The sequence below is a fragment of the Clostridium aciditolerans genome, assembly GCF_016316925.1.
GTDB classification, from domain to species: domain Bacteria; phylum Bacillota; class Clostridia; order Clostridiales; family Clostridiaceae; genus Clostridium_AM; species Clostridium_AM aciditolerans.
The window spans coordinates 1-24890 of the sequence record NZ_JAEEGB010000045.1 but is presented as its reverse complement, the minus strand read 5'-3'; the positions used below and the strand labels follow the sequence as shown (position 1 = coordinate 24890).

The window sequence follows — 24890 nt, the reverse complement described above, 5'->3', positions numbered from 1 at the left end:
CTATAACTTTTCAAAATATTATTCTTTTAAAGTGATATATTTCAGTAAAAATTTGTAATTTTATTTCAAAAACAAGTGAAGTATATCTTCTCTTAGTTTTAAAAATCGTAAATCAGTTGTATCTCTATAATATTCTAGGGGTACTGATATTTCACTTGATACTTTCCCATCATCCATTACTACTACCTTTTGTCCTAAATAAATAGCTTCTTCAACATCATGAGTTACAAATATAACTGTCTTTTTATTTTCTATAAAAATATTTATAAATTCATTTTGAAGCTTTCTTCTATTAAAAGCATCCAGCGCTCCTAAAGGCTCGTCCATTAATATTATCTCTGGATCATAGCAAAGTGTTCTTCCTAAGGATACTCTTTGAGCCATACCTCCTGAAATTTGTGATGGATATGCATCTTTGAAGCTTTCTAAACCAAGCATTTCAAGGTACTTGTGAACTATGTAATAAGTTTCTTCCTTATTTTTATTTTTCAGAAGCGGAAATGCCATGTTTTGTTCTACAGTAAGCCAAGGCATAAGCCTTGGTTCTTGGAATACTATTCCCACTCTTCTTGATATATCTTCTTCTTTATTATCAGAAGTAAACTCTATTTCACCACAGGTTTGCTTTTCTAGTGAACATATTATTCTAAGTAAAGTAGTTTTTCCACATCCACTTTTTCCAACAATGGTGACAAAACTTCCATCTTCTATATATAAATTTATATTATTAAGAGCCAGAATTTCTTTATTATTTATATTAAAATTCTTGTATAGATTCTTTACTATAAGCCCTGCCATACTTCACCTCTTTTCCATGGAAGCGCATAAACTTATTTGTTAACTTAAGAAATATATAATCAATAACATATCCTAAAATGCCTATAGAAAAAATGCCCACTATAATAATATCTGGCCTTGATAACTGTTCTGCATCCATTATCATATAGCCTATACCAGATGATGCTGCAATTAATTCTGCTCCCATCAAAGCTCTCCAACTATATCCTAATCCTAGCTGTACACCTGTTAATATTGATGGAACCGCTTGAGGCAATATTATCTTGAAAAATTTATCTTTACTACTAAATTGAAAAACCTCTCCAACTTCTAAAAGCTTTTTATCGTAGTTTGTTACTCCATTTAACGTACTTGAGAATATAGGGAAAAAGGTTGCAAGAAATATAACTGATATCTTTGAAAGTTCTCCTATTCCAAACCATAATATTAGTATTGGAATCAGTGCAATCGGTGGAATATGTCTGTTAAACTCTAAAATTGGTTCTAAATATGGCCTTGTTTTTTCATTCATACCTACCAAAATTGCAAAAGGAAAAGCTACTGCAAAGGTTATAATAAAACCTATAAATACCCTATAAAAACTTACTGTTAAGTGCTTAAATAATACTCCACTTTTAATTAACGTATATGCAGCACTTCCCACTGATAGCGGGCTTGGTATAATATAATCATTAAATATATGTAATGCAGATCCTACACACCATATGGTAATAATGATAAATGGTATAAATAGTCCCCTTACTATCTTCATGTAATTCTCTCCTCGAAAATTATTACAAAAAACAAAAACTTTCCCTAAAATACTTTATCTATCAAATCAGCTTAAATTGAAAAATTTAAGCCATTGACTAGTTAGAATTTCTTCTTTTAAGAATAGAATTCTTTCTTAAATAGGAAATTCATTGTATTTTTAGGGAAAGTTAGATTATTCGCAAATTATAGATATATAAAATATATACCGACTACCTACTTATAAATCTACAATCCCTTCAGATCAGAACATTCCTCTCTGTTAGGTTAAAAATATAGATAGTGTTATTTATGCATCAAATATTCCAGAAGCTTTCCAAAATTATCTGAATTCATAAATAACTTGGTTAGTTATAATTTTATCACTATATTTGCTAATAATCAAATGTAATAATTTAAAATTTACTTTAATATTATTTATTCATATTGTTCTCCATCTTTATTGTTCCATCCACTTTCATTATAAGCTCTCTTTTCAATAGTTTGCTTTATCTGGTTTTTTGAAAACCTCGTTCCTTCTCTAAACCCTTTTTGTTTATAGTTTCTTTTGTCACCTATCTTCATATATAAATTCCCTCCGTTATTTACCAATTTATAAAAAGTTTTTGCACTTTTTTAATTAACTTATCATGCTTATTATTTATAATATCCTATAGTAATAGCTATTATACTTGTACATATTACCTATACTTTAATTCGTAATATAAAAAAATGCGAAGCATTTTTTAGAGGACAGTTGACAGTGGACAATTGACAGTGAAGGTGAGTTTTCTTCCTTACGTCAGAAAACTATTATATTTTTAAACTCGTTTCGCAAATGCGATACATCGACCAATGTACTCTAATTCCACTTTTTGTTTTTAACATAATATATCCTTAGAATTAGAGTTATTACAAAAGTAATGCCTAATATAAAAGTCATACTTGCCATCTTGTGGTTCGGAAAGTAAACCCATATAAACAAAACAGGTATGCATATGACAAAATCGCAAAGCAAAAACGCCATCACAACTAAATCGTTATTTTTAAGATAGTAATAATAATAGAAAGCTATATCCCAAATAGCTAGTGAAATCATAAATAATAGATATGAAATACTTCTAAATCCATTTTTAATTAAATCTCCACTAAAATACTGAATACCTTCACCACTATAGAATATACTAATAACTTGAAACAAGCATCCTATAATAAAAACAACAACACCTGCTTTAATAAGCATTTTTGTGAATATACTACGATTTCTCAATATATAGTTCATTTCATTTACTACAGAGTTGTCTTTTCCAAAGTTCTCTAGTGCCTTATCTATACTCTCCTCCTCACTTAATCCTTGCTTTTTTAACTCCTCAACTTCCTCATATAAATGCGTTCTCATTTCTTCTTTCAATATTTTTGTATCTTCATCTGCATTATCGAAATTCTCATAAATTTTATAGATATAGTCCTCAATTTTATTCATCTAATATAACCTCCATAAAATTATTTAATAATGATTTTAAAAGTGCCCATTCTTCTACCTTTCCTGAAAAATACTTCCTGCCTTCTTCAGTAATTCTGTAGTACCTTCTTCTTCCACCTCCGGTTCTTTCATCATCATTCCAATATCCTTCTAAATAATTCTTTTTTTCTAGCCTTTTTAAGGATACATATAAAGTAGCTTCCTTTATTTCAAATTTTTCTTTTGATTTCTCCTTTATTCTTTTAGCAATTTCATATCCGTACATATCATTATCTTGTAAAACACATAATATGATTGTGTCAATATAACCTTTCAGTATTTCTTTATCAAATTCCAATGAGTAAACCTCCTCAATAAATTTATTTTATTATATAAACTACTTTATAATGTTAAGTACTATTATACTATATAATAATGTAAACTACTATATTATGTGATGTAGTTTTGTAAAATTTTATAAGACATATTTATAAATTATTTGACAATAATTTTGCATTTATTTCTTAAAATACTTTAATTCACCAAATTAAAATATTAACCAACCAAGTTGATATAATATACTTTTAGTGGTATATTTATTTTACAGGTGTATATACACATGTAAAATAAATATGTATTCTGGGGGAACTTATATGGAGATTAATTTTAAAGATGAAATATTAAAATTAAAAAAAGAAAGAAATGCTATAATTTTAGCCCATTATTATCAAAGATCCGATATTCAGGATATAGCAGATGCAGTTGGCGACTCTTACTATCTAAGTAAAATAGCCAAAGATTGCAAGGAAAAAGTAATAGTCTTTTGTGGCGTAAAATTTATGGCTGAAAGTGCCAAAATACTTTCTCCTAAAAAAACTGTATTACTTCCAGTAATAGATGCTGGGTGTCCTATGGCAGATATGGCCGATGCTGAGGGTGTTGAAGAATTAAAGAAAAAGCATCCAAATGCAAAGATTGTATGCTATATAAATTCTTCTGCAGAAGTGAAAGCTATGTCTGATGTATGCTGTACTTCTTCCAACGCTCTAAAAATAATAAGAAATTTAGAAGAAGAGGAGATAATATTTTTACCTGACAAAAACTTGGGAAGTTATATTCAAGAACAAATTCCTGAGAAAAAATTTATTTTATGGAATGGGTTTTGTATAACTCACAAAAAAGTTAGACCTGAAGAATTAGCTAAAGCCAAAAATTTGCATCCTGATATACTAATTGCAGCCCATCCCGAATGCGAAAAACCTGTTAGAGATGCTGCAGATTTTATTGGAAGTACAGGAGAAATCATAAAATTTGTTAATAAAAGCTCTAATAAAAGATTTCTTATAGCTACTGAGGAAGGAGTTCTTCATCAAATGAAGCTAAATGACCCTAATAAGGAATTTTATATTCCTGGCGGCGGAATGAGTTGTATCAACATGAAAAAAACCTATTTAAAAGATGTATATAATTGTCTTTTAAACATGGAATATAATATAGAGTTAAAAGAGGAACTACGACAAAAAGCTTACAATGCTTTATCAAACATGCACAAGCTTGGAGGTTAAAATATATGGAACTTATTACCGATGTTTTGATTATTGGTACTGGTGTTGCTGGGTTATATTCGGCTCTAAACTTAAGCGATAATCTTAATGTAGTTATGATTTCTAAAGGAAGAAAAGATGAGTGTAATACTGCTTTAGCTCAAGGCGGAATATCTGTAGCAAGAGGATATACAGACATAGATCTTTTTACAGAAGATACCTTAAAAGCTGGGAAATATGAGAATGACATTGATGCTGTTAAAGTTCTAGTAGAAGAATCCATAGATAATATAAGTGCTCTTTGTAAACTTGGAGTAGATTTTGAAAGAGATATAGAAGGTTTATGTTTTACACGTGAAGGTGCCCATAGCATTAATAGAATTGTTTATTATAAGGACATAACTGGAAAAAGAGTTGAAGAAATTCTTTTAAATAAAGTAAAGTCAAAAAATAATATTACTATATATGAAAATTGTGAGCTAGTAGAGATATTAAAAAATAATAATATGTGCACTGGAGCAATTTGTATAAAAGATAATGAACAAATAGATATTCATGCTAAGGTTAGTATATTAGCAACAGGTGGCATAGGAGGAATCTTTAAAAATTCTACAAATCAAAGAATAATTACAGGTGATGGCATATCTATAGCTATACGAAATAATATAAAAGTTAAAAATTTAGACTATATACAATTTCATCCTACAGCATTCTTTGATGAGAGTCTAAATAGTAGAAAATTTCTAATTTCAGAATCAATACGGGGTGAAGGAGGAAAACTTATAAATAACAGAGGCGAAAGATTTGTAGATGAATTACTTTCAAGAGACATAGTTACAAAGCATATATGTGAGGAAAAGATAAAAACTAATTCTAAAAATGTTTATCTTGATGTTAGTTTTATGAGTAAAGATTTTTTATTAAAAAGATTTCCCAATATATATGAAGAGTGTTTAAAAAATGGTGTAGACATATGCAAGGAACCAATTCCAGTTTCTCCTGCACAACATTATTTTATGGGAGGAATAGATGTAAATTTATACGGACAAACCTCCATGAGCAATCTATATGCCTTCGGTGAAGTTAGCTGTACAGGTGTTCATGGCGCAAATAGATTAGCTAGTAATTCCCTATTGGAAGGTCTAGTATTTTCAAGAAGAGGTGCTGAGAAGATAAATAAGGAAATAAAAAGCATGCAAGTTAAAATAACAAAACCAGAAAAAATTCAATGCACCTTAGACTATTATAAAAATTTAAATAGAGATGTTTTAATTAATACATTATGTAAATTGAGAGGAGACATAAGGAATGAATTGGTCACTTGCTGATGATATTATAAAAAGTGCTCTTAATGAAGATATACAATATGGAGATATAACAACAGAATCTATAGTAGACAGCGGACAAAAAGCTGCTATAGAACTAATTGTAAAAGAAGATGGTATAATAGCTGGAATTGAAGTCTTTGAAAGAGTTTTTCATATCCTTGGAGATGCAGAGGTAAAATTATATATACAGGATGGAGCGGAAGTTAGAAAAGGCGAAAAACTTGGAGAAATCGTAGGCAACACTAAAACTTTACTTAGTGGAGAAAGAGTTGCCTTAAATTTTCTTCAAAGGATGAGTGGAATAGCTACTCTTACAAAAAAATTTGTAAAAAAACTTGAAGGAACTAATGTTAGACTTTTAGACACAAGAAAAACTACTCCTAATATGAGAATCTTTGAAAAATACGCAGTAAAAATTGGCGGAGGAACTAATCACAGATTTGGATTAAATGATGGAGTTTTAATAAAAGATAATCATATAGATGCAGCTGGTGGGATTAAAAATGCTATTGATTTAGTAAGAAAAAATGCTCCTTTTGTTAGAAAAATAGAAGTAGAGGTTGAAACCTTAACTCAATTGAAAGAAGCTTTAGAGTGTGGTGCTGATATAATTATGCTTGATAATATGAATATAGAAATGTTAAAAACTTCAGTAGAAATTATAAATGGCAAAGCTCAAATTGAAGCTTCTGGAAATGTTACTTTAGATACAATAGATTCTATAGCTAAAACTGGAGTAAATTTTATATCTACTGGAGCACTTACTCATTCTTTTAAAGTATTAGACATAAGCATGAAAAACTTAAGATATCTATAACTTTAATTTTTTAGAGGACAGAGGACAATTGACAGAGGACAGTGAAGGAAGACTTTTCTCCGCTACACTACGAAAAATCTTTAAATAAAAATATTGTAATTTTAGAAAACTTTCTATAGTATTAAACCTTCTTATAAAACTCAAAATAAGTATGTAATAGATAGTTTATGAGGAGGGCTTTCATAATGGGAAATGAACAAGACAGAGAAAAAAATTCCTTAATAGAAAAAAGAAGACTTGCAGAAAAAACTGAACATCGTTTAGATGAATTAATTACTACTGTGGAAAATTACACTAGAACTGAAAGACATCTTGAGCAATATTCAGAAATAGGCGATCCTAAAGGAAAAGCTCATGCAAGAGATATTCAAGCAGCTAGAAAGGCCGAAATTCAACATTTAAAAAATACTATAATATATGGTGATACTTATGACGATCATCCACTTGAAAATCTTAAAGAAAATATAGAAGATACAAAAGAATATGTAGAGCATTTTGGTTCAAAAATGGATGATCAAACTCTTAAAAATATAAAAGAAAAACAGGAAAATAGAGAAGAAACTTATGATCAATTAAGATTTGACTAAAACATTGAATAACTACCTTAGATAAAATTGTATTCTATCTAAGGTAGTTATTATTTTAAAAAATATTGATTATATTTCTCTAGCTGTTCTTTTTGTAGCAGCATTCAAAGCATTAAATAATACAAAAGCAGCTATAGTATTTATTAAAGTTGCAGGCAGCACTACTGATATAAATAATACCTTAAAACTTGCAGGCAAACCTACTGTTATTAAAGCTGCAAATAGAAATGATGATCCACTTACTATAGTGCCTATTACCGCAGTTAAAATAATTTTCACTTGATTATTAGGTATATTTCTTAAAGGTATCAATAAAAAGAATATTACATTCATAGTTACTAGTTTATCCACTATATTTGCTAACTGACCTCCAGGAAAAGTTGTTGTGGCAGCTGATAATAAACCTGCTACAATTCCAGCACTTAAACAAGTTTTATAATCGTCATTCAAAATTAATATGATAAATAGCATCACAAGAGAAAAATCTGGCTTCATTCCTAATAATATAGGTGGAGCAATTTGGTGAATGACTGCACCTATTCCTAGAAATAGTGAATTTATAATAATTCTTTTTAAATTTATTCTTGAATTCATAAAAAATCTCTCCTTTAAATAATAATTTTCTATATATTTATATTTAATGAAAATTCATGAGCGCTCTTAAAACTTTCACTAAAACCTCAAATAGATAGCTTATTTAAATAAGCTTAGTTTTTATACAAAATAAAAAACCCCATCCTAAAAATTAGGACGGAGTTATCCGCGGTACCACCTAAATTGTATTTAAAAATAATAATAATTAAACACCTCTCATCTTCAAGCACCAACATGCTCTAGCCATTATAACGTACGGCTAACGGTAACCACTACTCTTCAAGAATCTTGAATTTCGATTTACTCCTCTAAGGTCCATTCACTATTTGTTTTCATACTGAGATCCCACCACCCTCAGCTCTCTGTGATTAAACATAATAGCTACTCTTCCTCGTCAAAGGATTGCCATTTATTAATTTAATAACATTATAATACTGTTAATCTATTATTGTCAATATAAACAAACATTTTTTATCGATTTGCATAATATGCTAACAAATTCCAAACCTGTCCTTGGTAAATTCCCACTATTATCCTCTATTCTTAATATAAGTGGAAGCTCTATATGGTAGCTAATCCATCTTTTATCAATTATTGTTGCTGACTTGCTGGCCTTGTAGTATATTTTATTAAAGTCTGCATTTATATTTATTTTTTCAAGATTTCGTAAATCCTTATTATTCTCATCTTCTTCTAATTGAGCACCAATAATTCTTCTTATTTCATCTTTTAACTTTATTGCATAAAACTCATCTTCTTTACTTCCTGAAGATATTTCAATATCATTGCCACAATGTTCTACTCCATGACCATGAATTTCAACCAAATATTTTGGATTACATTTCTCTAATGCCACGTAATAATCACTATAATTATTGTTCTTCTTTTTATTTGGGTCTATAAAATAATTACATGCACATAAAAAGTTGCAATTTAAGCTTTCTGCTATGTTATATCCAACATACCCTGTGTTTTGATCTCCATATATATGTTCCTCACAGGGCATCATAAAAGTCCCTACTGGAGTATGATGTGGCACACCTATTACTATATTCGATTGATGATTCATTCTTGAAATTAATATACTTGTGTCATTTATTTTTAATATGTCTGCTATACTTGGATACAAAAAATCACCTCCAGATGCCAACTTATAGATATACTTATTATGTTCCGTCTGTAACAAAAGTTTTCTATTAAATCATTCCCTTTGCTGCAAATAATTGAATTTTTCCTAAATCAATGAATTGTTATAAATAGAATAAAACATGCCACACAGGGAGAAAATAAACTCTGAAAGGGGAGTTATAAATGGTTAAGAAAAAAGCTGAGGTATTTACAAAAGACAAGGAATATAAGCACAAAAATAAAAATCAAGAAACACGAAGAGTTGCTAAAGAAACACCGGGACTATCAGGAAAATTTTCAGCAAAGTAATCTTTTAATATGAATTAAAAGATTTATTTATTAAATAAAATTATAAAGGTGAGATGAATTTATGAGTAAGAAAAAGGTATTTAAAAAAGATAGTTCAAATAGTATCCTAAATTCCATAGCACAATCTATGAAAGATCATAATGAAAATAGTTTAGATTCAACAACTGGATATATGGACCACGGTAATGACTCTATTTACCAGGCAAAGGGAAGAGTTATGCGTAATAATGATAACGGTTCACACTTTTAAAACCATCCCTCTAGTTTTGTCTTGTGCATATTGCCTCTGGACAAAACTAGAGGGACTTTAGTTCATACCTATACTATACTCTTATCTTTATTAAATAAAGTATCATAAAAATAATTAATGATCTCACTTCTTTTTATTATCCCTATGAAAGTTCTATTGTCATCCACCACTGGAACAAAATTTTGATTTACTGAAAGCCTTAATAGGTCTTCTATGTTTGAATCAATAAAAACAGACTTATTACACCTACGTCTTGGTACTTCCCTAAGCATCACATCGTATGCATTATTAAAATTTAATCCAGGAGTATTTTTTAGCTTCCAAAGTAAATCTCCTTCTGTTAAAGTCCCTACATATTTACCCTTATCATCAATAATTGGGATCGCCGTATATCTTTCTTTTTCCATCAGTTCTAACACTTGTCCCATCGTTGTACTTAAAGTTGCATAAACTACGTCACTCTTCGGTGTAAGAAAAAATGCTATATTCATATTCTTCACATTCCTTTATTAATTATATGTATATTTTACAATAATATTTTATGTAAAGCGTCAATAAACTTACATTTTTACATATTTATAACTTTTAATATACCCCTTTATATAATCTGATTTTAATCCTCCTAATCCTTTTAAGTACTACAGCTATATTTTGCCTCATATAAATCTTTCTATACAGCTGTAAAATTTAAGCTAAATGCCTTACAATTGAAGTTACCATACTGTAAGGCATTTAATTAATAATTCTAGTCAACTTTATTTGAGTATTCAGTTTTAACATATAGAAGTTTTCTTAACATGTCAGTTATACGTTCTTCCATATTTTCATCTATGTCCACTTTATTCTTATCAATGTGTTCCAATGCTATTTTTAAACCTTTAATCGTGTTCTCAATTTCTTCCAAACTTAAAAGCATCAATATGTCCTCTCTCATTTTTGTTGCCCCCTTCTCCCATAAACTTTTAGAAACATATCTAGAGTTTTCAGTTTGAGACCTAATACGCCTAGTTATTCTAAAAATATACGATATAGTGAATTGAAATAAAATTTTATTTTTATTTTATTTCAATTTACAAATTATTAAGAAAATTAATTCGTTGATAATCTATATTTACCACAGATTATAGAAAATGACAAGTGACTTTTATAATTTTATCACTTGTCATTTTTCATCTGTATATTTTATGCTTTAAAATACTAGATAACCAATTTCGTTTCATAAGTTTAATTTGATACTAATAGATAAAACTTAAAAGTTTGCTATAAAATCATAATATTCTTCTAACATGTCTTCTGTGTATACTTTTCTACCCATTAGTCTATATATTATATCTGTCTTTTTATACCCTTCTTTATATACCCTATAATCTTTTAAAAGCCTCTTCAACATACCCTTATTTATTTGAAGAAGATTTACTAACTCATCTATTTTATAATAGTCTCTATATAATAAATCATTTAACCTTTGCTGCAATTCGAGTTTGTATTCTAAATCAAGCCTTCTGCTTTTATGCGGTCCGTTCTTCCCCCTATGGTGTTCAGAACAAAGATATTTAAAGTTAAGCGGGAAATCCACGCCTCCTTGGCTTCTATACACTATATGGTGTTTATCCGCTTGCTTACCACAGACTTCACATTTAAGCAAATTTTCCCCTCCCACTAATAGATTAAATTAATTCACATTTATATTATAATTATATCATAGCTTTATTATGATTACACTTGTTAAAAATTATGAAAATTGTTTAATTTATAATATTTTAAATTGTCATTGAATTAACTTACAACTATTGCTATGATATTCTATAACGAATATCATTGTATGTTTAACTAACGTTCTATGGGGGGTTTTATTCTTGAATTCATTGTTTAAAATTATTATTTCTATGATTATATGGGGAAGTGTAGGGCTCTTTGTAAAAAACATCGACTTACCTTCAATGGAGACAGTTTTTTTACGGGCAATTATAGCTAGTGCAGTACTTATATTATATGGTGCAGTACTTAAATTTGGCAAAGAAAATAATAAAAAAATAGAATTAGATGAAAACCAAAGGAAGGATAGAAAGAAAAATATTTGTTTTCTTATCGCTTCAGGCATAGCTATGGGATTAAACTGGATATTTCTTTTTCAATCCTATAAATATACTACCGTATCTAATGCTACTTTAAGCTACTATTGTGCTCCTGTATTTGTAATACTACTATCTCCTTTTGTACTAAAAGAAAAGTTCACTAAGTCAAAATTATTCGCTGTTATAGGCGCTATGGCCGGTCTTTTTTTAATAATGAGTAATCAAGCAACAACTGCAAATATTGCATTTAACCATACTAAAGGTGTTATATTTGGACTTATTGCAGCTATATTCTATGCTTCAGTGGTTTTACTGAATAAATATATTAAAGGTCTATCTGGATATGAAATGACAGTTATCCAAATTTCCACTGCAGCATTACTTCTCCTGCCTATTATATTCTATAGAAATAACCTTCATATATCTAGCATGAAAACAGCAATTTTTATATTGATTGTGGGAATAGTTCATACAGGAATACCTTATGTTGTGTATTTCTCTGCAATAAAAGATGTAAAAGCTCAGACAGTGGCCGTAGTAAGCTATATAGATCCAATTTCTGCTGTTATTTTTAGCACTATATTTTTGAAGGAAAGCTTAACCTTACTTCAAATCATAGGAGGAGCATTTATTTTGCTCTCAACCTTTTTAGGCAATAAAGAAAAGAAAGATGTTGAAGTTATACCTGAAATAGATAAAGTCTAGGAACTATTATTTTTAGGTATACATCGAATAAAACTTTTATACAATTATAATAAATGACAGGTTTGTGCAAACCTGTCATTTATTATTAATCCATATTAGATTTTATCTTTACTAACTTTTCTTTCAATGCATTAATACCTTGATCTCCACCCTTTAAGCTATTAAGTTCTTCAAGACTGCTTGATCCAACGCTTTGTAAGTTTCTAACAGCTTCTTCAATTTTGCTTTCGTCACCGGAGTTAACAGCATCTCTAAAGGAGCTAAAGGCATTCACATAAGAGTTTAATAAAGTACTAGCTTTATCTGCAGACTGTATATCAAGGTTTATATTGTTTATATAGGATTGTTTAAGAGCTTCAATTCCATTTGGCGCTTGAAGACTAGAAGCTTTATCTCTTAAACTAACTAAATTTTGCTTGTAAGTGTCCATAGCAGAGCTACAACCTTTATATAGTTCAATAAACTTATCTAATGTGCTCATCATTGTATCAGGATTTTCAAAACCTGCTAACATATCTTCTGATGTAACCTTATTCATAACATCTTGGAAATAACTTTCAGCCTTTGTACTCTCAGTTTTATAACTGTCACAGTATTCTGTTAGTTTATTTATATAATCTCTTTCTTCTTGAGTTATATATTCTGAACCTTTTAATAAATACTCAACTGGAAAATCTACTGAACCATATCCTCCAAGTAGAACTATATTTTTAAAATTGCCTCCATATATATAGTCCTTTTGTTTAGTTATATCTTGTCCATCAACAAGTACTATTGGAGCATTAAGCTTTGATGCTAATGCACTACCTGATAATGCATCTGGGAAATTCTCTCCATTTGCAATTACAGCTGTACCAGTATCTAAGTTAAAGTGTTTACACACACTTAATGAAGTCTCATATCTATCCTGTCCTGCTAATTTTATTATCTTATCATTTGATAATGATGGAAGCATACCTTTTATTTGATTTACAACATTATCTCCAACTGAAGCATAACCACCTATTATATATACTTGGCTAGGCTCAATATTTTTAATCATATCTTTAGCTTCATCAGATAAGCTTGATGTTGAAGTCATTATTATAGGATATCCTTTTTGTGCTGCAATACTTGAAACACTTAATGCATCAGCAAATCCATAAGCATTTGCTATAACTACAGGAGTTCCCTTTTCTACATTCATTGAGTTTACAATATACTTATTAGTATCAAATCTGTCTTTTCCACCTAATCTAACAAAGTTATTATAGCCTTGATTCTTCATATAGTCCACGAATTCATTGCTAATAGATGCTGTTCCACCTAATAAATATATAGTTCCATTCTTATCCAAATGGTCTTTTATGTACTGTATGCTATCTGCGCTATCATTTACAGTTCCACCAGCTAACACTATTGGCGCATTTAGTTTTTTAGAAAGCACACTTCCAGCTAAAGCATCCGGAAAATCCTTCCCACTTGCAATTATAATATTTTGAACTGTTCCACTGTTGAAGTTGTTTGAAATACTAATAGATGTTTTATATCTATCAGCTCCATACAATCTACTAACATTGAACCCATCTTTTGCAAATGCTACATTTGAAATTCCTAATGTAATAGCAGCAGCTGCAACTAAACTAACTATTTTTTTCATTCATTTGTCCCCCTTGTAACCTTATTAATAGAATTGTAACATAAAGAGTTAAAATGTACATTATGAAAATGCAGGAAGGTGTTAAAATTTAATACTTCCCTGCAATAAAATCATAATATTCAATCTATTTCACTGATGCTCTTACCACACTTTTTATATCTAATTGAACTGGATTTTTAATGGTATCTACTACTGGTCCCTTGTTTTTTATGAAATCTGTTAATGCTTTGACTTGCTGATCGTTTGCATCAGTATCCAGATATACATTACATTTTATATTATTAAAACCTGGCTTAACATTTTGTACTAACATACCATCTGAATCTAAGTTCCCTTCAATCTCAACATAAACATCCTTTAAATTGATATTATTACTTTTAGCATAATTCATCGAAACAAGTGCTTCACAGCCACCTAATGCGCAAAGAACTGCTTCCATAGGATTCATATTAGCGTTTGCGCCTTGTGTTGTTGAAGTTGGTTCTAGTATAATACTAAATCCATTACATTCACATCTTACAGCATTACCTTGCTCAAATTTTCTAGTTGTTGTTTTTACAGTTGTCATTGACATACTATTAATCACTTCCTTAATATTTTATATTACAACTTATTTTGTGTTTTAAAGTTATAGTCTATTCCTTTTGAAAGAATAAGAAACAAAAATAAAAAATAGCATCTTAAATTAAAAGATGCTAATAGAAACTAGGCTAACTTATCTATTCTTCTTTATTTGTTTAACAAGAAGAATAACTAAAAATATAAATAGTAGTACAAAAAACGGTGTTGAGCCATAATATATTATTTTATCAAATTCCATAATTCTTCATCCTCTCAAATAATTATGTTTAAATTTATTATCATAGGTGTATTCTATAAATATAAAATATTCTATGTTTCACTATAAAATCCTTTATTTCCTTCGATAATAAGAGTATTATTTTTATTATATCCTAATGAAGCACATTTTTTAGCTGTAAGTTATAAACATTCTTATAATGGGAGGTGTAACGCAACATGAAGTCAGCTTTATACTGGATAATTGCCTTTAATGCCATTATATCTATATTTGTAATAGTGCTAGAAAGGAAAAATCCCGAAAAAACTATAGCCTGGCTGCTAGTTTTTATATTAGTTCCACCAATAGGATTATTTTTATATATTTTTTTGGGACGTAACTGGAAAAAACATAAGCTTCATGATGAAACAAGAATAAATATTGAAAGATTAATATATGAAGCGATGAAAGGTATAAAAGATCATACCTATGCTCCTTTGATAGAATTATTATCGAAAAATAGTGAGTCTCCTCTTTTTAACAGTAATAGCATTAAAATTTATAAGGATGGTATCGAAAAGTTTGAAGCATTAAAAGAGGAATTACTGAAAGCTAAAAGTCATATTCATATGGAATACTATATAGTAAAAAGTGATGAAATTGGTAATCAAATAAAGGACATACTGATAAAAAAATCTCTAGAAGGAGTTAAAATCAGATTAATACTGGATAGAGTCGGATGTATAAGGCTAAGTAAAAATTATATTAAGGAATTAAAAGCTGTAGGAGTAGACATAGTACAATACTCTTACTTTTTAGCTCCAATCCTTAGGAAAATTAATACTCAAATTAATTATCGCAATCATAGAAAAATAGTTGTAATTGATGGGAAGGTTGGCTTTATAGGCGGAATAAATATAGGTGATGAATATGTAGGTCGCAGTAAATTCGGTTACTGGCGAGACACGCATATTATGGTTAAAGGAGACTTTGTATATGGTCTTCAAGCAGTATTTTTAGACGACTTTGCTACTATAAAAGAAGCCAACGAAGAATTTTTTTACTACGGAGATGACTTTGATGAGTTTTTTCCTGAAACAGAAGGTGGAGAAGATAAGTTAATGCAGCTTGTAAAAAGTGGTCCTGACTCAGAGTTTCCTGCCATAGAGCAGGCTGTTATAAAAATGATAAATATGGCAAAAGATCACATTTATATAACAACTCCTTATTTTATTCCTAGTGAAAGTATAATTAATTCATTAAAAATTGCTGTACTAAGCGGAGTTGATGTTCATATACTTTTTCCAGCAAGGTATGATCATATTTTAGTTTATTTTGCCTCAAGAACTTATCTTGAAGACTTAATCAAAACTGGAGTAGCGGTTCACTTCTATAACCCCAAGGGTTTTATACACGCAAAAACAACCTCTGTTGACGGCAAAATATGCACTATCGGCACCGCAAATATGGATATTAGAAGCTATGTACTAAACTATGAAATAAATGCTGTAATTTATGATGAAGAGATTACCGAACAGCTTGAAAATCTATTTTTTCAAGATTTAAAAGTAAGTAAGCGTATAACTGAAAACTATTTTAATAATCTTTCGCCGTTGGTCAAGGCATTTGAAGCCTTTTGCAGAGTATTTTCATCACTATTATAATGGAACAAAAACTTTGAATATCGCAAGTTAGGGCGGTATTCAAAGTTTTTTATTTTTAAAATTTATTTAGTGACCATTCATAGTAAAGAGGTGAAATCGAAATTATTAAGCAGCTTCCTTGTATTCATTGTTGAAGAGCTTCCTTATATTCAATATACTTTTACTCTTAACGCCAGTTATATATTGTGAGTATGGAATATAACTAACTATACTGAATAAAACTGGTGTTATTATTACCGTTATAATCCACGCTAGAACTCCTAAAACTAAGTAATCTTTGATATACAAGTTGATTCTGATTTCATTTACAACATAATTTATGACTATAATATGTGCCATATAAGACACAAAAGAGTATTTACCTATAAAGTTCATTACATTATAAATTCTCTTTTTATCTGATAAAAAGACACATATTATATAAAAGGCCAATATCGAAAATACTGGGTATAATAAAGATAGTACCCTAACAAATCCTACAATGTTTACTTCATTTAAATAGGCATATATAAACAGTAAAAAATAACCTATTAGTATTATACCTTTATACTCTAAAACTTTCTTTTTAAAATAACTATAATTTAAAGCAAAATAAATTCCTAAGACAAAATATAAAAACCAGAATAGTATAGATATGTTTACAATTCTATGCTGTATTTCAGATGGATTTCTAAATATAAGAAAACTAATATTATCAGCTATACTATTTTGATACTTTGATATAAAATAATATAGAACAACTAATCCTATAAAAACTGCTTTTCTAACTTTAGTGCCCATTAAATGAACTTTTTTTGCTACAAAAAGTATTATTGGAAAAAATAAGTATAATCTCACGATCATCCCCATATACCATAAGTGAAATCCACCATTACCTGCTATAACTTGTACTATAAAATCCTTAAATCTCTCTGTATTTCCAAGTTTAACCATATTAATTGCTGACCATATTATATAAGGTATAAAAATATATTCCAGTCTTTTAATATAATATTTTTTCCAATCAAATTTATCTGAGTAAACATAAAAAAGAGATAGCCCACTTATAAAAAGAAAGATTGGAACTGCTGTTTTAGCCATAACATATAAAAACTTTAATATTGTGTAATCAAAAAAATTAATGCCTTCAACATTAGAAAACCCTCCCACCGTATGTTGTGCCACAACAAAAATAAATGCAGTAGCTCTCAAAATGTCAATTTCTTTTAGTCTTGTTTTATTCATAAACGCCGCTCCTTTTTGTAAGTCTAAATATATTGTAATTATTTTTGATAATATAGACGTACTAGACCGAAAGTTAACTTTCTGGCTAGTTTCTCTTAAATATTTGATTCCTTAATTTTTAATATTAATTTATCATATAACTTCTGCATGTGAGGTTCATTGCTATATTCATTTATTTTTTCTATTTGAATCCATTTAATATCACTATTTTCATCGGATTTAACAATAAGTAATTCATCTTCATCGACCTCAACTAGGTAAGCAACAGACAAATGTAAATGTGCTGATACATATTTACCATTTTTCACATGCCCCAGTACAGGTAGTATGTCCAATGAGAATATATCTGGAATAATAGGTCGAACACTTTTTACTCCAGTTTCCTCTCTCGCCTCTTTAATGGCAACAGCTAATAAATTTTCTGCTCCATCTGCATGCCCTCCTGTCCATGACCATGAATTATATATATTATGGTGTATCATCAATGTTTTATCTTTTGCTTTGTTTAATATAAATGCAGAACTTGTTATATGCATAATCTCATTATTTCTAGTTAATACATCATCAAATGTATTTATGCAATGCAAAATTATTTCTTTATCTTTTTTCTCTTGTTCATTATAGGGTTTATATGTTTTTATTAAATCAATCCAGCTCATAATTTTTCTCCCTTTCGTAATAATATCAACTCTTTTTCAAAGCTGCTTGTCTATATTAAAGCCCAATGTGATTATACACCATTTTTTACATTTAAAGAATATTTAAGTTAACTATTAACACATTATTTATGTATTACCTATCAAATAATTTTAGTGTCATACATAGATTTTTTAAAATCGCATATACAGGTACTACAGCAAAGGCTGTAAAAGGTCCTCCTACAGCTATTGCTACTATTACTAGAAAGATATCTGTTAGAGGATGTATATTCATACTTTTAGCCATTATTGTTGGTACTACAACCCTTCCTTTCAAGGTCTGTACAATAATGAATACCAATACAAGCTTCAAAACCAGCCTCCACCCTATACTGAGAGCAATAACTACAGGAATTATCATTGAAATAAAAAAGCCTACAAAAGGTATAAACGCAAGAATAAAAGTTATCGTAGAGAGTAGTAGCGCACTTGGCATTCCAATAATCTTGTATCCTAAAAATATCATCAAACTTAGGGCAAGTGCTACTTTTGCCTGACCACTGACATAATGACTAAGTATAGAATCGCTCTCAGATAGTATTTCATCCGAGAGTTTTTTATATTTTTTAGGTACAAGAGAAACTATTTTATTTTTAAACTTATCTCCATCTTTCAACATATAAAATAATATAACTAATATAAGAAATACCACCGAGAAGGTGTTCATAAAATAACCTAAAATAGTTTTAAAACTTTTGCCTATTTTAATAATATATATTTTAACTACACCTGCTAATAGAGTATATATCTCATTAATATTAATAAATTGATTAATCCAATTTACAAAACCATCAATTTGATTTCCATCGTTAATAATAGTCATAAGTTGCTTAACTATCTGATCGAATTGATAGTAAGCATATTTACTAAAATACGATAAAATCCCGCATAATGTAAAAATAAATATACTAAGAGTAATTAAACTTGATTTTCCCCTACTAATACCTTTCTTAATAAAGTTATTATTAAGAGGTCTGATTATATAAAATAAAAGAGAAGAAACAAATAATGGAATCAAACAAGCTTTAGTTAATGCAGCTGCAAGTTTATGAATAAAATTAATCTTTCCTAAAAGTATAATCGAAAGTAATGTTAGGTTTATAGTTATAAGAGTAGTAACCAATCTATTCTTAATAATATTTATCCCCTCCAACATTAAACTGGAATCATTTAAGTAATATTATTTTGGTTATGTTTAAATGTATTTATTCTATATTTTATATGATCTATAACATTTTGTTATAGAATCTGCTTGTAAGAAGCTATTTATGTTAAGTAAATATAATTAATTACAATGTAATAAATATAAGTACATCTTTTTAAAATATTTATAATAAAATCTATCATTTTTAATTAACTTGATAATTTTCGAAAATTAATTTATAATCCTACTATGGGGCAATTCATAAATAGAATCATAAAAAGTAAAAGGGGGCTACAAAAGTGAATTTTGAAAATCTAAGAAATACAGATGAAAAAATATTTGCAGCTATTGATCAAGAAAAGTCAAGACAAGAGGAAGGAATAGAGCTTATTGCTTCAGAAAACTTTGCAAGTAAATCCGTTATGGAAGCTATGGGGTCTTTTTTAACAAATAAGTACGCAGAGGGATTACCTGGGAAAAGATATTATGGGGGATGCAATGTTGTCGATGTAGTAGAAGATTTAGCTAGAGACAGAATGAAAAAGCTATTTAATGCTGAGTATGTAAATGTACAACCACACTCAGGATCTCAGGCGAACATGGCTGTGTATATGGCTGTTCTTCAACCAGGAGATACAGTGCTTGGTATGGATCTAAATCACGGCGGGCATCTAACCCATGGAAGTAATGCTAGCTTTTCAGGAAAGCTTTATAATTTTGTTTCTTACGGAGTAAACAGGGAGACAGAAAGAATAGATTATGATGAATTAAGAGAGCTCGCATTAAAACACAAACCTAAAATGATAGTTTCTGGAGCCAGCGCCTATCCTAGAGAGATAGATTTTAAAAGAATAAAGGAAATTTGTGATGAAGTCAATGCCTATATGATGGTAGACATGGCTCACATAGCTGGAATTATTGCTGCTGGAAAACATATGTCACCTGTACCATATGCTGATTTTGTAACAACTACAACTCATAAAACCTTAAGAGGTCCAAGAGGTGGAGCCATTATATGTAAGGAAAAATATGCAAAAGACGTAGACAAGTCTGTTTTTCCTGGAGTTCAAAGTGGTCCTTTAATGCATATTATTGCTGCAAAGGCAGTATGTTTTGGCGAAGCATTGACAAATGAATATACTGAGTATATAGATCAAGTAGTCAAAAATTGTAGTGTTCTAGCAGAGGAGCTTTTGAAATATGGATTTAGATTAGTATCTGGTGGTACAGATAATCATTTAGTTTTAGTAGACTTAACAAATAAGAATATCACAGGAAAAGATGCAGAAAAACTCTTAGATAGCATAAGTATCACTGTAAATAAGAATACTGTACCATTCGAAAAATTAAGTCCTTTTGTTACAAGTGGTATAAGGCTAGGTACTCCGTCAGTAACTACAAGAGGCTTTAAAGAAGAAGAAATGAAGAAAATAGCATACTTTATAAACTATGCTATAGAAAATAGGGATACTAATTTATCAAAAATAAAAACAGAGGTAATAGAATTATGTAATAAGTATCCTGTTTATAAATAAATATTAAACCAAACATCAGCCATCTAGTGCTGATGTTTTTATTTTTATAAAAATTAAGAACAGAGGTCATATTTCCCATCTGTTCTTTGTTAAATTTGTTTTTTTATACTATATTTTCTTTACTTCCTTCTTTGATTAAGCCCTTTCTATAGGCAATAAGAAGCTTTTCCAAGTCTGCTATCTGCTCTGTTAAATCTTTACCTACATCTGTGTCTGCTACTCTTTTTCTACTTACTACATGCTCCAATATCATTGTTGATGAAATTATATCCTTATCTTCTTTTACCGCATTTTTAATAGCTGCAAAAGGCTCATGGGAAGTAAGTAACAGCCCATATGAATTATAAATCAAAGTATATCCTGCAATTCCAGTCTCCGGTTGATAAGCTTTGCAGAAACCTCCATCAATTACAAGGAGTCTTCCATTAGCTTTTATTGGACTTTCTCCTTCTTTTGTTTTTACAGGGATATGACCATTAATAATGTGTGAAGTCTTGGGATCAAGGTTAAATTCAGCTAATATATTTTTGCATACTTGATCGTTATCTCTGTATTTGTAGTAGTAATCTTTTTGTTCACGATGTGTACATTTATCATCAATAAAATATCTTTCGAAAGTAGTCATTCTAGCCTTACCGAATACTGGCGAATCTGGACCACACCATAAATACCACATCATATCCATTCCATATTTTTTCCCTTGTATATCCTCTTTAAAGAAATATGAATCTCTAGCCACACGATCTATTCTATCTAGTAAGTCCTTACCACTGTATTTTATAGTTCCTATTTTAACTTCTTTAAAGCTTCCATCCTCATTTAACGGAATACATCCATGGAATAAAACATTAGAGTTATATATTAAATACATACTTCCTTTACTATACAGAAACTTAATATGTCTTTGAAGCTTTTCACTGTTGATAAATGATCTTGTTAGTTTTCCCAACAAATCTACTTCCCTATCACTAAGTTTATAAGGATCATCCCATTCAATAGTTGGGAAGCTTGTATCATTTAGTTTATAAGTTTTATCATATAAATTAATTTCTCCTTTTTCTATATCTATATGATCTAAAACAAGTCTATCATCCATTTGAAATTCTGGGTGTCTTTTTATAATATGACCTTCAACTTTAAACTGAAGAATGGATATAGCTTTATGCATTTTAGCAAGTAGATCCATCTCTCCTGCACTGATATTCTTATCTAATGTTTTGGGAACAAAACCTTTACATTCATCTTCACCATAAAATTCCATAGCAAAAGTAGCTAATGGCAATAAGTTAATTCCATAACCATCTTCTATAGTTCTCAAATTTGCATATCGTAATGATATTCTAAGCACATTGCATATACAAGCTTCACATCCCGCAGCTGCTCCCATCCATAAAAGATCATGATTGCCCCACTGAATATCCACAGAATGGTGTTTCATTAAAGCATCCATAATTATATCCGCACCAGGTCCTCTGTCGTAAATGTCACCAATAATATGAAGCCTATCAACAACAAGCCTTTGGATTACACTGGCTATAGCTATAATAAAGTCTGCTGAGCGATCTATATCTATTATAGTTTTTATAATTCCATTATAATATGCTTGTTTATCAACTCTATCATCCTGCTCATGAAGTAATTCCTCAATTATATACTCAAAATTCTCAGGAAGAGCTTTTCTAACCTTAGAACGTGTATATTTTGAGCATACATTCTTACACAACTCTATAAGTTGATAAAGAGTTATCTTATACCAATCCTCTAAATTATTCTCCGTTTGTCTAATCAGATCCAATTTCTGCTCTGGGTAATAAATCAGTGTAGCAAGGGCTGCTTTTTGCTCCTCCCTTAAAGAATTTCCAAAAACATCATCTATTTTTCTTTTAATCACTCCTGAGGCATTTTTCAGCATATGTGTGAAAGATTCATTTTCTCCATGTACGTCGCTTATAAAATGTTCCGTTCCCTTAGGTAAATTTAAAATAGCTTGTAAATTTATTATTTCTGTACTTGCACTTGATATTGTAGGATATTGCTTGGCCAATAATTGAATATATCTTAAATCTTTTTCTATTATATCTAAGTTGTTTTCATCATAGAAAATCATCTTAATCTTTCTCCTTTAAAATATTGATGTATTTAGTATTAATGATATACTATATTACTTTTTTTCGGCGAATGATATGTATTATAATATCTATTATATAATTAGTATAACATATTTGTGCATAATAAAACAATTTCCATTTTCAATTATAAAACTCAACCTTTAAGCTTGTTTCTCAATTTTATTAAAGATTTATCCATTTTTTGTATAATACAGCATAGAATACTCTTTTATTTTTGCACAAAATAATTATATATTAATAAAACAGACTTACTGAAAAATTCTAATAGTAATTTATGCCATTATTTTAATTTTCCAAATATTCTCAAACAATTATTGATTTTCTACTTTGTTATGTTATAATTAATATATGATTAAGTTATTGTTGTTTTCACTAACTTTAATCCATTTATTTTAGGACTCTCCCCCTAAAATATATTATGTTTTTTCTCAGAGTTATTAATATTCTAATGCGACTTTTTAAGCACTTGATTTTTCTTTTTTAAAGGTTGCATTGGAATTATTTTTGTCTATAAAAAAGTTTCCAGTTGATTATACTGGAAACTTTTTATTACTTATATTTCTATGACAAATATTATCTTAATTCTTCTTTTAATACTTTTTCTAGTTTTTCAATGTCTTCCATGTCCATAGAGTCTACATCTTCTAGCTTATATTCTAATCCTAACTTAGTGTACTTATCTACTCCTAGTGTATGATATGGAAGAAGCTCTATTTTTTCTACGTTGTTTATGTTTTTTATTATCTTTGCCAGCTTTTTTATATGTTCTTCAGAATCTGTTAAACCTGGTACAACCACATGTCTTATCCATAGCTTAGTATTAGCTTTCTGCACTGCAGCCAAAAACTCATCAAAGCCATTTTTGCTCTGCCCTACAAGATTCCTATAGCCATCGTCATCTACATGCTTAATATCAAGAAGAACTAAATCTGTATATTTTAATATTTCATCATAATATTTTGGTATTCCGTATCCTGCTGTATCAATAACTGTATGAATTCCAGCTTCTTTACATAATTTTAATGTTTCTATAAGAAACTCTGGCTGCATAAGTGGTTCTCCACCTGAAAAAGTAACACCACCATCATTTTTAAAGTAGGGTTTAAATCTAATTAACTTTTTAAGTACTTCCTGAGGTGTCATCTCGTTTCCTTGTCCAAAAGCCCATGTATCAGGATTATGACAATATGCACATCTTAATACACACCCCTGCATAAATACTATGCATCTGATTCCTGGCCCATCAACTAACCCCATACTTTCAAAGGAATGAATTCTTCCCATTGTCATATTTATCTCCACCTTTTTATTTATAAGTATTATTTGCAAATATACCCGTTGTTATTAAAACAACGGGTCATTTTAATTATATATTCAATTATAGGGATTGGATAACATTAGGACTATCTTTAACATTTACTTACCTTATTATACTATACTAATAGGGGGAAGGTAAGGAGCCTTTTTTAAGCTCCTTTCCTTTTATAACAGCTCTATCTAGAATAATAGTGTTATTTATTACATTTTTTCATGGAATGTTCTGCTTATAACTTCTTTTTGTTGTTCTTTAGTTAATCTGTTGAAGTGAACAGCATATCCTGAAACTCTTATTGTTAAAGTTGGGTACTTCTCTGGATTTTCCATAGCATCTACTAAAGTTTCTCTTCTAAGTACATTTACATTTAAGTGGAATGCACTTTGTGCAAAGTATCCATCCATTAAGTTTACAAGGTTATTTATTCTGCTTTCTTCA

General features: G+C 29.3%; 27 protein-coding genes and 1 other annotated feature. Of the genes, 9 read left to right on the top strand and 18 right to left on the bottom strand.

Annotation, left to right across the window (positions count from 1 at the left end):
• Window positions 1-60: 60 nt before the first annotated feature.
• The 5 genes from I6U51_RS22590 to I6U51_RS22570 all read right to left on the bottom strand — a co-directional run bounded on the left by I6U51_RS22590 (window position 61) and on the right by I6U51_RS22570 (window position 3347).
• On the bottom strand, window positions 61-798 hold the full coding sequence (locus I6U51_RS22590) for an ABC transporter ATP-binding protein (protein WP_211144813.1): 738 nt from the start codon (window positions 796-798) through the stop codon (window positions 61-63).
• Window positions 758-1549, bottom strand: a complete 792-nt coding sequence (locus tag I6U51_RS22585) for an ABC transporter permease (protein ID WP_211144812.1) — start codon at window positions 1547-1549, stop codon at window positions 758-760. The genes I6U51_RS22590 and I6U51_RS22585 overlap by 41 nt, the downstream gene beginning before the upstream one ends.
• Window positions 1550-1965: 416 nt before the next feature.
• Window positions 1966-2112 carry a hypothetical protein gene (locus I6U51_RS22580; protein WP_178907044.1) on the bottom strand — a complete coding sequence of 49 codons (147 nt, stop codon included), beginning with the start codon at window positions 2110-2112 and terminating at the stop codon, window positions 1966-1968.
• A gap of 277 nt (window positions 2113-2389) precedes the next feature.
• The gene (locus I6U51_RS22575; RefSeq protein WP_211144811.1) at window positions 2390-3010 is read right to left on the bottom strand and encodes a permease prefix domain 1-containing protein; all 621 of its coding nucleotides are present in this window, start codon (window positions 3008-3010) and stop codon (window positions 2390-2392) included.
• The gene (locus tag I6U51_RS22570) at window positions 3003-3347 is read right to left on the bottom strand and encodes a PadR family transcriptional regulator (RefSeq protein WP_211144810.1); all 345 of its coding nucleotides are present in this window, start codon (window positions 3345-3347) and stop codon (window positions 3003-3005) included. Before I6U51_RS22570 ends, I6U51_RS22575 begins: the two co-directional genes overlap by 8 nt.
• A gap of 295 nt (window positions 3348-3642) precedes the next feature.
• Between I6U51_RS22570 and nadA the strand changes: the two genes are divergently transcribed.
• The 4 genes from nadA (at window position 3643) to I6U51_RS22550 (ending at window position 7265) form a co-directional block, all read left to right on the top strand.
• Window positions 3643-4554: a quinolinate synthase NadA gene (gene nadA, locus I6U51_RS22565; protein WP_211144809.1), complete on the top strand. Its 912-nt coding sequence runs from the start codon at window positions 3643-3645 to the stop codon at window positions 4552-4554.
• A 5-nt stretch (window positions 4555-4559) separates the two neighbouring features.
• Window positions 4560-5861: an L-aspartate oxidase gene (locus tag I6U51_RS22560; RefSeq protein WP_211144808.1), complete on the top strand. Its 1302-nt coding sequence runs from the start codon at window positions 4560-4562 to the stop codon at window positions 5859-5861.
• Window positions 5842-6678, top strand: coding sequence for a carboxylating nicotinate-nucleotide diphosphorylase (gene nadC, locus I6U51_RS22555; RefSeq protein WP_211144807.1), 837 nt, complete (start codon window positions 5842-5844; stop codon window positions 6676-6678). Before I6U51_RS22560 ends, nadC begins: the two co-directional genes overlap by 20 nt.
• 185 nt (window positions 6679-6863) lie before the next feature.
• Window positions 6864-7265 (top strand): hypothetical protein, encoded by a 402-nt coding sequence (locus I6U51_RS22550; RefSeq protein ID WP_211144806.1) that lies wholly within the window; start codon window positions 6864-6866, stop codon window positions 7263-7265.
• A 69-nt stretch (window positions 7266-7334) separates the two neighbouring features.
• Here I6U51_RS22550 and I6U51_RS22545 read toward each other — a convergent pair whose 3' ends face one another.
• Together I6U51_RS22545 and I6U51_RS22540 are read right to left on the bottom strand one after the other, a co-directional pair.
• Window positions 7335-7859 carry a tryptophan transporter gene (locus tag I6U51_RS22545; RefSeq protein WP_211144805.1) on the bottom strand — a complete coding sequence of 175 codons (525 nt, stop codon included), beginning with the start codon at window positions 7857-7859 and terminating at the stop codon, window positions 7335-7337.
• A 149-nt stretch (window positions 7860-8008) separates the two neighbouring features.
• Window positions 8009-8266 (bottom strand) — a binding site (T-box leader).
• Between the two features lie 44 nt (window positions 8267-8310).
• Window positions 8311-8988 (bottom strand): hypothetical protein, encoded by a 678-nt coding sequence (locus tag I6U51_RS22540; protein WP_246517627.1) that lies wholly within the window; start codon window positions 8986-8988, stop codon window positions 8311-8313.
• 182 nt (window positions 8989-9170) lie between these two features.
• Here I6U51_RS22540 and I6U51_RS25225 point away from each other — a divergent pair, with 182 nt between their 5' ends.
• Window positions 9171-9296: a hypothetical protein gene (locus tag I6U51_RS25225; RefSeq protein ID WP_281396546.1), complete on the top strand. Its 126-nt coding sequence runs from the start codon at window positions 9171-9173 to the stop codon at window positions 9294-9296.
• A 61-nt stretch (window positions 9297-9357) separates the two neighbouring features.
• Entirely contained in the window at window positions 9358-9546 is a 189-nt protein-coding gene (locus I6U51_RS22535) for a hypothetical protein (protein WP_211144804.1), read from the top strand.
• Window positions 9547-9614: 68 nt separating this feature from the next.
• Here I6U51_RS22535 and I6U51_RS22530 read toward each other — a convergent pair whose 3' ends face one another.
• From I6U51_RS22530 to I6U51_RS22520, 3 genes are all read right to left on the bottom strand, one after another.
• Entirely contained in the window at window positions 9615-10037 is a 423-nt protein-coding gene (locus I6U51_RS22530; RefSeq protein WP_211144803.1) for a CBS domain-containing protein, read from the bottom strand.
• Between the two features lie 254 nt (window positions 10038-10291).
• A complete protein-coding gene (locus tag I6U51_RS22525; protein ID WP_211144802.1) occupies window positions 10292-10480 on the bottom strand; it encodes a hypothetical protein in 189 nt (62 codons plus the stop codon).
• 315 nt (window positions 10481-10795) lie between these two features.
• Window positions 10796-11191 carry an HNH endonuclease gene (locus I6U51_RS22520; RefSeq protein ID WP_211144801.1) on the bottom strand — a complete coding sequence of 132 codons (396 nt, stop codon included), beginning with the start codon at window positions 11189-11191 and terminating at the stop codon, window positions 10796-10798.
• Window positions 11192-11402: 211 nt separating this feature from the next.
• On the opposite strand from I6U51_RS22520, the gene I6U51_RS22515 reads away from it, so the two are divergent.
• Window positions 11403-12326, top strand: a complete 924-nt coding sequence (locus I6U51_RS22515) for a DMT family transporter (protein ID WP_211144800.1) — start codon at window positions 11403-11405, stop codon at window positions 12324-12326.
• Window positions 12327-12411: 85 nt separating this feature from the next.
• Here I6U51_RS22515 and I6U51_RS22510 read toward each other — a convergent pair whose 3' ends face one another.
• On the bottom strand, window positions 12412-13965 hold the full coding sequence (locus I6U51_RS22510; protein WP_211144799.1) for a cell wall-binding repeat-containing protein: 1554 nt from the start codon (window positions 13963-13965) through the stop codon (window positions 12412-12414).
• Between the two features lie 124 nt (window positions 13966-14089).
• Complete coding sequence (locus I6U51_RS22505; RefSeq protein ID WP_211144798.1) at window positions 14090-14539, bottom strand: OsmC family protein; 450 nt, start codon at window positions 14537-14539, stop codon at window positions 14090-14092.
• 443 nt (window positions 14540-14982) lie between these two features.
• Here I6U51_RS22505 and cls point away from each other — a divergent pair, with 443 nt between their 5' ends.
• Window positions 14983-16407 carry a cardiolipin synthase gene (gene cls / locus I6U51_RS22500; protein WP_211144797.1) on the top strand — a complete coding sequence of 475 codons (1425 nt, stop codon included), beginning with the start codon at window positions 14983-14985 and terminating at the stop codon, window positions 16405-16407.
• Window positions 16408-16512: 105 nt separating this feature from the next.
• On the opposite strand, the gene I6U51_RS22495 is transcribed toward cls, so the two are convergent.
• From I6U51_RS22495 to I6U51_RS22485, 3 genes are all read right to left on the bottom strand, one after another.
• On the bottom strand, window positions 16513-17631 hold the full coding sequence (locus tag I6U51_RS22495; protein ID WP_211144796.1) for an acyltransferase: 1119 nt from the start codon (window positions 17629-17631) through the stop codon (window positions 16513-16515).
• A gap of 95 nt (window positions 17632-17726) precedes the next feature.
• Window positions 17727-18290: an NUDIX hydrolase gene (locus I6U51_RS22490; RefSeq protein ID WP_211144795.1), complete on the bottom strand. Its 564-nt coding sequence runs from the start codon at window positions 18288-18290 to the stop codon at window positions 17727-17729.
• 133 nt (window positions 18291-18423) lie between these two features.
• On the bottom strand, window positions 18424-19485 hold the full coding sequence (locus I6U51_RS22485) for an AI-2E family transporter (RefSeq protein WP_246517626.1): 1062 nt from the start codon (window positions 19483-19485) through the stop codon (window positions 18424-18426).
• A 287-nt stretch (window positions 19486-19772) separates the two neighbouring features.
• Here I6U51_RS22485 and glyA point away from each other — a divergent pair, with 287 nt between their 5' ends.
• Complete coding sequence (gene glyA, locus I6U51_RS22480; RefSeq protein ID WP_211144794.1) at window positions 19773-21008, top strand: serine hydroxymethyltransferase; 1236 nt, start codon at window positions 19773-19775, stop codon at window positions 21006-21008.
• 103 nt (window positions 21009-21111) lie between these two features.
• Here glyA and I6U51_RS22475 read toward each other — a convergent pair whose 3' ends face one another.
• The 3 genes from I6U51_RS22475 to I6U51_RS22465 form a co-directional block, all read right to left on the bottom strand.
• Entirely contained in the window at window positions 21112-23115 is a 2004-nt protein-coding gene (locus I6U51_RS22475) for a fructose-1,6-bisphosphatase (RefSeq protein ID WP_211144793.1), read from the bottom strand.
• Window positions 23116-23710: 595 nt separating this feature from the next.
• Window positions 23711-24427, bottom strand: a complete 717-nt coding sequence (gene pflA, locus I6U51_RS22470) for a pyruvate formate-lyase-activating protein (protein WP_211144792.1) — start codon at window positions 24425-24427, stop codon at window positions 23711-23713.
• 228 nt (window positions 24428-24655) lie between these two features.
• The coding region (locus tag I6U51_RS22465) for a glycine radical domain-containing protein (RefSeq protein WP_281396538.1) at window positions 24656-24890 on the bottom strand (235 nt) is incomplete at its 5' end.